The following is an 11,388-nucleotide window of genomic DNA, read 5'->3' as shown; positions in this document are numbered from 1 at the left end:
GGTATTAGGGAGGAAATACGATTTAAGGAGCACGGCGACTTTGTGAATTATCTATTCTTCAAGAACAGGCTACTGATGCTCGCATTCATGAACGGAACCTCTCTATATAACATAAATGTGGGTATAGGTTATTCTGGTAATTTTGAAGGCGTTAGGCCAGGATTGGAGTTAGGGTCTATAAAATCACCTTTGCTAATTGAATTTAATGAGTTTGATGATGATTTTCTTATTTTGAATGGAGAAACTGTCATTGATGGTATTAGCCTTTTGACAGGTTACAGGGCACCCCTAGAAAATGCCCCAAAGCAAAAAATCGAATATGTATCAATTCATAATTGGGCTATTAGAGATGAGGCTGTAGGCGGCTGAAATATAATTATACGGCATAGTTTGAGTAGGGTGGATAATACAATTCAAAGACAGTTTGAAGTTCTAAATGAGCTTGCTGAAAATCTTTCTGGCGAAGCTGATTGCGACTATCAATTCCTCTGTTGTAAAGGTGAGGTTGATACTGAAGAAGGCTAGGTGGAGTCCAGCTTTAAATTCAATATTAACAATGAAGCAAAATCAGTGTTCTTAACTGATGCTGCTGAAGAAAGCATGTCTGGCCTTGTATTTGAGCTAAGCTAAATTATGAAAAAACAAATCGGTGGTTGTTGGGAATGGATGACCTGATCCATAGGCAAAAAAGCGAAGCTAAGGTTCACTACGAGTACTAATACATCAACTCGGGAACCTCTTAGTCTATTTTATCTAAAGCCGCGTTAATCAACCGATTTGTTACATGTCTTGCAAAAAAATGGGAAATTTGTAGCTGATCCCGTTGCTGCATCAAAGTTATTAGGAGGCGCAGCTAAATGATTCGGGTACCGATGTGGGGCACGAGCTACTGGCTAGAATGAACACAATATAACGACGAATATATTGCTGAGGAGTCTTTGACCTCCAAAAAACGTCAGGAGATCCGGACTACGCTCCCTAGTATCAGTTCACTCTTGCCCCAAAACACTGGCACCAAATCCTGCGCAAATACTCCGCGGGACACCCAGTAAATGACTTGGCGCGCTACTTCCCCGGTCTATTGAACGCTTGGGAGGAAGCTGAACGCCTCGGAGCTACGGTATGGACTTCAGATCAGCAATTCACGCGGCACCACTGGCGTTTCCACTACGACCATTACATCATTTGCTTCTGTTTGGTCGGGCTGGCATTGGAGCTTGAAATTCCAGACGACCAATGGCGGCGCTTGCTGATACTGATCGGCAATGACGGCGAAGACCTACTACTAGATCGAGTCATAGCCAGCCGTAGTCCGGAACGAAAAATCGGAAACCTCGGCACCGTCATGGCGTTTTCAGCACATCTCATGGTGTAGTTTAACGACATGCTCTTTGAGACAGCGATTGCTGCAAAACGCCCTTAACCAGATATCGATTCATTAGAACATCCGCGCGCCTGATGCCCCTCGATTCACGGGCCGAACATCAGTGGCGCGGGGCATGGCAAGGCAGCATAGTGAGTGTTAGGCAATCAACCGGATTGCCATGACAAGATCTGAGGCTGTGATGACCCGGACTGAACACTACCGAGCCTGCCACCTGTGCGAGGCCATCTGCGGTCTTGTGATCGAGACCGTCGTGGAGGCGGATTCTGCGCCGCGCATTGCCTCGATCAAGGGCGACCCGCTGGACACGTTCAGCCGCGGTCATATCTGCCCCAAGGCGATTGCGTTGCAGGACGTCCAGAATGACCCTGATCGTTTGCGCCAGCCGATGCTGCGCAGCGGTGATCAGTGGCAGCCAATTGCCTGGCAGCAGGCGTTCGATCTGGTGGCGGAGCGGCTTTACGCCATTCAGCAGCGCCATGGGCAGAACGCGGTAGCGGTCTATCAGGGCAACCCCAGCGTGCATAACTACGGGTTGATGACCCACAGCAATTACTTTCTCGGCCTGCTCAAGACCCGCAATCGTTTTTCGGCGACGTCGGTCGATCAGTTGCCGCACCACCTCAGCAGTTTCCTGATGTATGGCCACGGCATGCTGTTGCCGATTCCGGATATCGATCACACCGACTTCATGCTGATTCTCGGCGGCAATCCGTTGGCGTCCAATGGCAGCATCATGACGGTTCCGGATGTTGAAAAGCGTCTGAAAGCGATCCAGCAGCGCGGCGGCAAACTGGTGGTCATCGACCCGCGCCGCAGTGAGACGGCTGCCATCGCTGACCAGCATCTGTTCGTACGTCCGGGCGGTGACGCAGCGTTGCTGTTCGGGCTGCTCAATACGCTGTTCGAAGAGGGGCTGACCCGCGAGAGCCATTTGCCTGTCGACGGCCTGGAGCAGGTTCGCCAGGCCATTGCCGGCTTCACTGCAGAGGCCATGAGCCCGCGCTGCGGTATCGCCGCCGAGCAGATCCGGCAACTGGCACGGGATTTCGCGGCCGCTGACAAGGCGGTGTGTTATGGGCGAATGGGCGTGTCGACTCAGACCTTTGGCACGCTGTGTCATTGGCTGGCACAACTGATCAATCTGGTGACGGGCAACCTGGACCGTGTGGGTGGCGCACTCTGTACGGAGCCCGCCGTCGACCTCGTCAGCTCGACATCCGGCGGTCATTTCAATCGGTGGCAAAGCAGGGTGTCCGGCCTGCCGGAGTATGGCGGCGAGTTGCCGGTTTCGGCGCTGGCCGAGGAAATGCTTGTGGACGGAGAAGGGCAGGTTCGCGCGTTGGTGACCGTTGCGGGTAACCCGGTTCTGTCGACGCCCAACGGCCGTCAGCTGGAGCAGGCGCTCGAAGGGCTTGAGTTCATGCTCAGCATCGATCTTTACATCAACGAGACCACTCGCCACGCCGACTTGATCCTGCCGTCCACCTCGGCACTGGAAAATGATCACTACGACACCACCTTCAACACGCTCGCAGTGCGCAACGTCACGCGCTTCAATCGGGCCATTTTCGACAAGCCCGAAGGTGCCCTGCACGACTGGGAGATCTTCGTCGGGCTGGCCAGCGCCTTTGCTGCCAAGGCCGAGCGAGCGCTGAAACCCACGTTGCCGCCTGCGCAGATGATCGATCGCGGGCTGCGTGCAGGCCTCTATGGCGATGCATCGTCCCATAAGCTGTCACTGGAAACCTTGGACAGTCATCCGCACGGCCTCGATCTGGGGGCGTTGAAGGCCAATCTTGCACAGCGCCTGAAGACCGCCAATGGCCGCATTCAGGCCGCGCCTGAGGTGATCATGGCCGACCTGGCGCGCTTTGCAGCCGATCCTTCTCCTCAGGCAAGCGAGTTGCTGCTGATTGGCCGCAGGCATGTGCGCAGTAACAATTCATGGATGCACAACTACCATCGGCTGGTGAAGGGCAAACCCAGGCATCAACTGTTGATGCATCCTGACGATCTCGCGTGCCGTGGTCTGAGTGACGGCCAGCAGGTCCGGGTCAGCTCCCGGGTCGGGATGATCGAGGTTCAGGTGCTGGGCAGTCTGGACATGATGCGCGGGGTGGTCAGCCTGCCGCACGGTTGGGGGCATTCGCGTTCAGGGGTAAAAATGGCGATCGCGCAGGGCCTGCCCGGCGTCAGTGCCAATGACCTGACCGACGAACGGCAACTCGACGTGCTGTCCGGCAACGCGGCGTTGAACGGCGTACCGGTGCAGGTCGTGGCGTGTTAAGCCTCAAGACAGAGCGTCATGCTCGGGATTTCGTTACAATGTGTCACCGTGCCGACAACTGAGTCGGATATTTCAGCCGAGGTGCTCCATGGATATCATCGAAACGATTAAAGAGCAGATTGCCAACAACACCATTCTGCTTTACATGAAAGGCGCTCCGAACGCTCCGCAATGCGGCTTTTCGGCCAAGGCTTCCCAGGCATTGATGGCGTGTGGCGAAAAGTTTGCCTACGTCGACATTCTGCAAAACCCTGAAATCCGCGCCAACCTGCCAAAGTACGCCAACTGGCCGACTTTCCCGCAACTGTGGGTTGCCGGTGAGCTGGTCGGTGGTAGCGACATCATCACCGAGATGATGGATGACGGTTCGTTGCAGACGTTGGTCAAGGAAGCATCCGCCGCCAAGGCCGGGTAAAGCCTTGCGCAGAGCGTCGCACGATAGTCGAGATTATCGTTCCCTGCGCTCCAGCATGGTTTTACACACAAGAAAAAGCCCGCTCTCGATTGAGGCGGGCTTTTTCATTGCAGCGCGATGGGGGAATCAGTCACCCATCTGCGACTGCAGGTAGTTCTCGATACCTACCTTGACGATCAGACCCAACTGAGTCTCCAGCCAGTCGATTTGCTCTTCCTTGGGCTCAAGGATGTCTTCCAGCAGCTCACGGCTGCCGAAGTCACCGACGGTCTCGAAGTGAGCGATCGCGGCTTTCAGATCGGCCAGACCTTTTTGCTCGATCTTCAGGTCGCACTCCAGCATTTCCTTGGTGTGCTCACCGATGAGGATCTTGCCCAGGTCCTGCAGGTTTGGCAGCCCTTCCAGAAACAAGGTGCGCTTGATCAGCTTGTCAGCGTACTTCATCGCATGGATGGACTCTTTATATTCGTGGCCACCCAGCTTTTTCAGACCCCAGTCTTCGTACATGCGCGCATGCAGGAAGTACTGATTGATAGCGACCAGCTCGTTCCCGAGGATCTTGTTGAGATGCTGGATGACGGTAATGTCGCCTTTCATGTTCGAGGTCCTGCCGGTGGCTTGTGTATATAAGTGCCGAGTGTGAGCTGCGCTTAAACGTCTGTCAAACCTAAGTTGTTGAATAATAAGTGAAATTAAATAGGAATAAGAATGTTTGAGTTCCGCATCTTGACGCTAAGCGCTTGAATTACAGACATAAAAAAACCGGACGTGGTGTCCGGTTCTTTAAAAGAGGGGATTCAGGCAGCTGAAAATTTTGCCGGATAGGCCAGCAAGGCATGGCTGGTTTGCAGCTCGGTCAGCGTATCACGCACCACTTCCTTTGCCAGGCAGGCGCATTTTCCACATTTACTCGCAACACCCAGTGTTTCACGGACTTCACGATAACTGCAGCAGCCTTCCAGAATTGCATCCCGGATTTGACCGTCGGTGACACCTTGGCAGAGGCAAACATACATAAGCTATGGACCGTCGCTGGTTTATTGCTTGGTGCCGAGGAGCTTAATGTTAATGAGAATGCTTGTCAAAACTGTTTTGGGTTGTATTCAGGTCGAGCGATGAGCGGTTGCTTTCGCGAGAATCGCATCATTTGTCCGCCCTCTGGATCGTCCCGCTGCAGACATGAAAAAACCGGCGCAAGGCCGGTCCATTCACAGACGTAACGACGTCAGTCGTCGAAATCTTGCCAACCGCCCATTTCTTTCCAGCGATTGACGATGCCGCAGAACAGCTCGGCGGTCTTCTCGGTGTCGTAACGGGCCGAGTGCGCCTCGCGTCCGTCGAAGTCGATGCCGGCAGCCTGACAGGCCTTTGCCAGTACGGTTTGACCATAGGCCAGGCCGGCGAGGGTGGCGGTGTCGAAGCTGGAGAACGGGTGAAACGGATTGCGCTTCATGTCCATCCGCGCGACGGCGGCATTGACGAAGCCGAGGTCGAAGCTGGCGTTGTGGCCGACCAGCACCGCGCGTTTGCAGCCATTGGCCTTGAGGGCCTTGCGCACGCCGCGGAAGATGTCGTTCATCGCGGTTTCTTCGCTGACCGCCATGCGCAGCGGGTGATCGAGCTTGATGCCGGTGAACTCCAGCGCCGCCGCTTCGATGTTGGCACCCTCGAACGGTTCTACGCGGAAGAAATAGGTGTGTTCCGGGAACACGAAGCCTTTTTCATCCATGCCGATCGTCACCGCAGCGATTTCCAGCAAGGCATCGGTGGCTGAATTGAAACCGCCGGTTTCTACGTCGACGACCACTGGCAGGTAGCCGCGAAAGCGCGCCGCCATCGGGTGACGGGAACCGCCGCCACCGCCGTGGCCTTCGTGTTCGTCGTCAAAATGATCTTCACTCACGCGTGTTCCTCCAGACGCCAGCGCAGTGTTTCACCTGCGCGCAGCGGGATAACGGTCAACTCGCCAAACGGCAGGCTGGCAGGGGCGGTCCACTCGTCACGCACCAGCGTGATGGTGTCCTGATTGGCGGGCAAGCCGTAGAACGCCGGACCGTGAAGGCTGGCGAAGCCTTCCAGCTTGTCCAAGGCGTTACGCTGCTCGAAAGCTTCTGCATACAGTTCGATGGCTGCGTAGGCGGTGTAGCACCCGGCGCAACCGCAAGCGTTCTCCTTGGCATGCTGGGCATGCGGCGCCGAGTCGGTGCCCAGGAAGAACTTGCCGCTGCCGCTGGTGGCCGCGTCGAGCAGGGCTGTCTGATGAGTATTGCGCTTGAGGATCGGCAGGCAATAGAAGTGCGGACGAATCCCGCCGACCAGCATGTGGTTACGGTTGTACAGCAGATGATGCGCGGTGATGGTCGCCGCGACATTGGCTGAAGCTTCATTGACGAACTGCACCGCTTCACCGGTGGTGATGTGTTCGAACACCACTTTCAGGGTCGGGAAGCGCTCGACTACACGGCGCAGGTGCTCATCGATGAAGACCTTCTCGCGATCGAACACGTCGATTTCGCCACGTGTTACTTCCCCGTGCACCAGCAGCAGCATGCCGACGTCGGCCATGGCTTCGAGGGCAGGGAAGATCTTGTCGATGCTGGTGACACCGGAATCGGAATTGGTGGTCGCGCCGGCCGGATACAGCTTGGCCGCATACACGAAGCCACTGGCCTTGGCGGTGCGGATGTCGTCGGGCGTGGTCTGGTCGGTGAGGTACAGCACCATCAATGGCTCGAAGCGGCTGCTGGCCGGACGTGCCGCCAGAATGCGCTGGCGATAGGCATCGGCTTGCTGCGCGTTGCGTACCGGAGGCACGAGGTTGGGCATGATGATTGCGCGGCCAAAAGTTCGCGCTACGTCAGCAACGGTGTGAGGCAAGACAGCTCCGTCACGGAGGTGAATATGCCAGTCGTCGGGACGCAGGAGGGTCAGGCGGTCAGACATTGGGGATTCCAGGCGGGTCAAACTCGCTGGGAATGCTACCGGAAAAGACTCTCTCAGGCATCCGCTATCAAGTTTTGCATGAAGTTACCGATAGCTCCCTTGTCAGTCGGTAATTTCTGTTTCGCGTTCATTTCCAGTGGAGCCTCCCGTGCGCCAGCGATATTTAGCCCTGCTCAGCATGTTTGCCAGCCTCCCGGCGATGGCTATCAGTTTCCAGACGCGTCTGGAGAGCATTGAGTGGAAGGTCGAAGGCGATCAGTTCGAGTGCCGCCTGACTCAACCAATCACCGACTTCGGTGCCGGTGAGTTCGTGCGTCGCGCGGGTGAGCAGGCGACGTTTCGCCTCAAGGCTTCATACAACATGCTCGGCAACGGCTCCGCGACATTGCTGGCCGCTGCGGCACCGTGGCAGCCGGGTCGCGGCGATATCAACCTGGGATCAGTGCGCGTCAGCAATGGCGATATTCCCTTCAATACCTCCCAGGCCCAGGCCGGCCGCCTGATCAGTGGTCTGATGGACGGGCGCAGTCCGCTGATTCGCCATTACACCCGGGACGGCGGCCAGATGGAGGTGCGTCTGCTGCCGGTCAAGTTCAGCAAGGCATTCAGCGATTACCAGGCATGTACTGCCAAGCTGCTGCCGATGAACTTCGATCAGATCAAACAGGCTGAAGTGGGTTTCCCTGGCGGCGGTATCGAACTGGATGCCCGTGCCAGGGCGCGCCTGGATAACATGGTCGCCTATTTGAAAGCTGACCCGACTGTGAACCGTATCGAACTGGACGGTCATTCGGATAACAGCGGCAATCGCCTGACCAACCGTGACCTGTCTCGCCGTCGCGCGTTGGCGGTCATGGATTATTTCAAGGCTCAGGGCGTTCCCGAGCAGCAAATCACCCTGCGCTTTCACGGCGAACGTTACCCATTGGCGCCCAACACCAACGAAGCCAATCGTGCGCGCAACCGTCGGGTGAATGTGCACCTCGAGCGTGTTGCGCCCGATGAGCGCCCGGTGCCGGTTGCGTCTGCCAGCGCAGCGCACACCTCTTAAAGCCTGTAAAAAGCATCTGTCAGACGTCGCCTGGTCGTCACAAGCTGTCGCGCCCCTGTAAATTTGCTGGTTTGAACGGTAGAATCAGCGGTTTTCCGTACAACCCGGTGGAGTGATGGCATGGCGGACGTAAACAAGGTAGTTCTCGCGTATTCCGGTGGCCTGGATACTTCGGTAATCCTCAAGTGGCTGCAAGATACGTACAACTGCGAAGTGGTGACCTTTACCGCTGACCTGGGTCAGGGTGAAGAAGTCGAGCCGGCACGCGCCAAGGCTCAGGCCATGGGCGTGAAAGAAATCTACATCGATGACCTGCGCGAAGAGTTCGTGCGCGATTTCGTCTTCCCGATGTTCCGTGCCAACACTGTCTATGAAGGCGAGTACCTGCTGGGTACCTCCATCGCCCGTCCGTTGATCGCCAAACGTCTGATCGAGATCGCCAACGAAACCGGCGCTGACGCCATTTCCCACGGCGCAACCGGCAAGGGTAACGACCAGGTACGTTTCGAGCTGGGTGCCTACGCGCTCAAGCCAGGCGTCAAGGTCATCGCTCCGTGGCGCGAATGGGATCTGCTGTCGCGTGAGAAACTGATGGACTACGCCGAGAAGCACAACATTCCCATTGAGCGTCACGGCAAGAAGAAATCTCCGTACTCCATGGACGCCAACCTGCTGCACATCTCTTATGAAGGCGGCGTGCTGGAAGACACCTGGACCGAGCACGAAGAAGACATGTGGCGCTGGACCAAGTCCCCTGAGGACGCGCCAAACGTTGCGACCTACCTTGAGCTGACCTATCGCAATGGCGACATCGTTGCCCTGGATGGTGTCGAAATGACCCCGGCCACTGTGCTCGCGACCCTGAACCGCATCGGTGGCGAAAACGGTATCGGCCGTCTGGATATCGTTGAAAACCGTTATGTGGGCATGAAGTCCCGTGGCTGCTACGAGACGCCTGGTGGCACCATCATGCTGCGTGCTCACCGCGCCATCGAGTCGATCACCCTGGACCGCGAAGTCGCCCACCTCAAGGACGAACTCATGGCCAAGTATGCCAGCCTGATCTACACAGGTTACTGGTGGAGCCCTGAGCGTCTGATGTTGCAGCAGATGATCGACGCGTCCCAGGTTCACGTGAACGGCGTTGTGCGTCTGAAGTTGTACAAGGGCAATGTGATCGTCACCGGTCGCAAGTCGGATGATTCGCTGTTCGACGCCAACATTGCCACGTTCGAAGACGACGCAGGTGCCTACGATCAGGCCGATGCAGCGGGCTTCATCAAGCTCAACGCATTGCGCATGCGGATTGCCGCCAACAAGGGCCGCAAGCTGTTCTGATACAGCAAGTTGTTCGACAAGTGCAGCCCGTTCAGGGCTGCACTGCAAATAATATCGACAGGGTTATTCCTTCCGGGCGTCATGTAAAAAGACGCTAAGTCAGTGTCGTCATAATGGTTGATAGGCAGGGTATATGTGCGATGCAAGGTAGCCTTATGCCTGTAGGGTTATGCCTGTTTTACCCTGCATTCTCAGCGTGCAGCGATCGCCAGGCGCATCAAGTATTGAATCTTTGAAGTCCTTCTTACGATTAGCGTCGAAAAGTGCGTATTTGTTTTAGTCTTTTCCTACAACAGCTGTGGAAGTTCAGGGCAGGGAATAACAGGGTTTTCCATCGGCTCCCTGATACGTATCGCAGTCTGCTTCTTTTTTTGCGTCGTTATTCAGAGCTTGTCGCTCTCCCGTCGTTGGCTGAACTCAAATCGATACGCCTTGCCAATACCGAGTACCTGGCGAAGGCTCAGATCGAGTATCCGGGCTATCTCGGACGCGGTGTAGCCCAATGCCGAGTAATGCATGGCATGACCTGCAACGACGTCATCGATATCCGTAACGTCATCGAGGGCCTTCCTGCGTGGGGTAAGCAGGGGCTGGCTGAGGTTGATGGTCACGCTATTTTCTGTGTCCAGCCGGCGCACATCCCTTTTACTCATTCGCAGTGAATACTGTAGCGCGGTAAAACCGGCGCCCTTGGCCGCCAGGTACCTCAGTTGCTGCACCTTACCCGCGAGTTCAAGCCCCTGTTCCTGCGCAGGTTTTGTACGAGGTGATGACGGGGCGGCCAATTCAGCGGTCTCTCCTTCGGGAATGACTGCAACAACACCACCGCTGGCAATAAAGGCTTCTACTGCGGTGGCGAGATCAGACGCGGTGGGCGTTGATGACCGCGTACGAGTGTATTTAGTGTTCATGGTACATCCCTTTTTGAACATGGTTATACACAGGGGCCATTCAAAAAGTTGCCAGGCGCCCCGGGAGTTTGCAGAGAGCAGCGATGCCGGATCGGCTATATACCCAGTGCCCGAACTCATTCGGACGTGCACTACATGAAGCCTGCTTAAATGCATCGCTGATGAAGTACACAAGTACAGTGCGCAGCGACGGTGTTTCATATAGCTGCGCGTGTTCAAGGGCAGTAAGTAATGAAGTTGCTGTTAAAAAAGTAACGACTGGTAATAAAATTTGCAAGGGAAAAATAGCGGGTTACAAGAATTGATTGGGCGGTTTTTATAATGTCTTACGGGTTGTAATGTTGCGTCCGCTAATCGTGTAGTCCGTTTCCTATTCGAAAGAATGCGTCTGGCTTTGAAATGAAAAATGGTATTTGCTACTTGTCGAAAGACCTACTGATGGTCTTGAATGATGTAGGCTAATGCTAGTGTGTATGTAAGATTTTGCGACAGTGAGACTGTGGGCTTGTTGAGCATAGACATGTCAATGAGCGGTTCGTAGCGGTGTGGCACGTTGCTGCCGTGCGTTTTGTTTGTAGGATTTTTCTTGCTGTTCTGTGAGGTCTTTCCTTAAATAAATATTTGTACGAAAATCTGTAAATAATGTGTAATTTTTAAACCTTGTTTACGTATTTAGCGTGTGGGATGCATCCAGTAGTCTTCGATCATATGTCTGCAGGCTAGGGCATCCGCATGCAGAAGCTTTTCAGTCGCCCTGCTACAGGGGCGTTATGTGCAGGTGTCGCTTTCCACTCCGCAGACCGGTTACAAGGGGCTGTGACAGCAGCTGTGCTCTATCGGGCACAGGGAACGACCTGTTTTCTTAATGATTCAGCTAAAGGGAATTGGTTTTACATTGCTGGCGATAAGCCATGTATTGGTCGGTTTGTGACACTGATGCAGGAATGTTCCGGCAATACTTTTAACCGGTGTGGCAGGGTCACCTTTGAATGTAAGCGTTCGGTGGGCGCCTGTTGCACGCATTTATCTACTGATGTTGCGATGCTTGTGCCGCGG

At 55.2% G+C, this 11,388-nt stretch carries 11 protein-coding genes; 6 read left to right on the top strand and 5 right to left on the bottom strand.

Translation table 11 applies throughout. The annotated features are described in order from the left end of the window. Window positions 1-87: 87 nt before the first annotated feature. The 4 genes from KUIN1_RS20220 to grxD all read left to right on the top strand — a co-directional run bounded on the left by KUIN1_RS20220 (window position 88) and on the right by grxD (window position 4,089). Complete coding sequence (locus tag KUIN1_RS20220) at window positions 88-369, top strand: hypothetical protein (protein ID WP_152092231.1); 282 nt, start codon at window positions 88-90, stop codon at window positions 367-369. Between the two features lie 688 nt (window positions 370-1,057). Next, window positions 1,058-1,375 carry a PoNe immunity protein domain-containing protein gene (locus KUIN1_RS28105; protein WP_024652097.1) on the top strand — a complete coding sequence of 106 codons (318 nt, stop codon included), beginning with the start codon at window positions 1,058-1,060 and terminating at the stop codon, window positions 1,373-1,375. Between the two features lie 190 nt (window positions 1,376-1,565). Further along, on the top strand, window positions 1,566-3,674 hold the full coding sequence (locus KUIN1_RS20210) for a molybdopterin oxidoreductase family protein (protein WP_103714064.1): 2,109 nt from the start codon (window positions 1,566-1,568) through the stop codon (window positions 3,672-3,674). A gap of 88 nt (window positions 3,675-3,762) precedes the next feature. Next, a complete protein-coding gene (gene grxD / locus KUIN1_RS20205) occupies window positions 3,763-4,089 on the top strand; it encodes a Grx4 family monothiol glutaredoxin (protein WP_003405440.1) in 327 nt (108 codons plus the stop codon). A 126-nt stretch (window positions 4,090-4,215) separates the two neighbouring features. On the opposite strand, the gene bfr is transcribed toward grxD, so the two are convergent. The 4 genes from bfr to pyrC form a co-directional block, all read right to left on the bottom strand. After that, on the bottom strand, window positions 4,216-4,686 hold the full coding sequence (bfr, locus tag KUIN1_RS20200; protein WP_002554851.1) for a bacterioferritin: 471 nt from the start codon (window positions 4,684-4,686) through the stop codon (window positions 4,216-4,218). Between the two features lie 200 nt (window positions 4,687-4,886). Then, a complete protein-coding gene (locus KUIN1_RS20195) occupies window positions 4,887-5,105 on the bottom strand; it encodes a bacterioferritin-associated ferredoxin (protein WP_003350768.1) in 219 nt (72 codons plus the stop codon). Window positions 5,106-5,314: 209 nt separating this feature from the next. After that, window positions 5,315-5,992, bottom strand: a complete 678-nt coding sequence (gene rnt, locus KUIN1_RS20190) for a ribonuclease T (RefSeq protein ID WP_003412908.1) — start codon at window positions 5,990-5,992, stop codon at window positions 5,315-5,317. Next, window positions 5,989-7,032: a dihydroorotase gene (gene pyrC, locus KUIN1_RS20185; RefSeq protein WP_024660111.1), complete on the bottom strand. Its 1,044-nt coding sequence runs from the start codon at window positions 7,030-7,032 to the stop codon at window positions 5,989-5,991. Before pyrC ends, rnt begins: the two co-directional genes overlap by 4 nt. A gap of 148 nt (window positions 7,033-7,180) precedes the next feature. Between pyrC and KUIN1_RS20180 the strand changes: the two genes are divergently transcribed. Then, on the top strand, window positions 7,181-8,083 hold the full coding sequence (locus KUIN1_RS20180) for a flagellar protein MotY (RefSeq protein ID WP_003405446.1): 903 nt from the start codon (window positions 7,181-7,183) through the stop codon (window positions 8,081-8,083). A gap of 120 nt (window positions 8,084-8,203) precedes the next feature. After that, the gene (locus KUIN1_RS20175; protein WP_003363593.1) at window positions 8,204-9,421 is read left to right on the top strand and encodes an argininosuccinate synthase; all 1,218 of its coding nucleotides are present in this window, start codon (window positions 8,204-8,206) and stop codon (window positions 9,419-9,421) included. A gap of 383 nt (window positions 9,422-9,804) precedes the next feature. On the opposite strand, the gene KUIN1_RS20170 is transcribed toward KUIN1_RS20175, so the two are convergent. Next, window positions 9,805-10,332: a hypothetical protein gene (locus KUIN1_RS20170; protein WP_152092230.1), complete on the bottom strand. Its 528-nt coding sequence runs from the start codon at window positions 10,330-10,332 to the stop codon at window positions 9,805-9,807. Between the last annotated feature and the right edge of the window lie 1,056 nt (window positions 10,333-11,388).

Source organism: Pseudomonas sp. KUIN-1, from assembly GCF_009176725.1.
GTDB classification, from domain to species: domain Bacteria; phylum Pseudomonadota; class Gammaproteobacteria; order Pseudomonadales; family Pseudomonadaceae; genus Aquipseudomonas; species Aquipseudomonas fragariae.
This window is presented reverse-complemented; position numbering and strand designations above follow the sequence as displayed.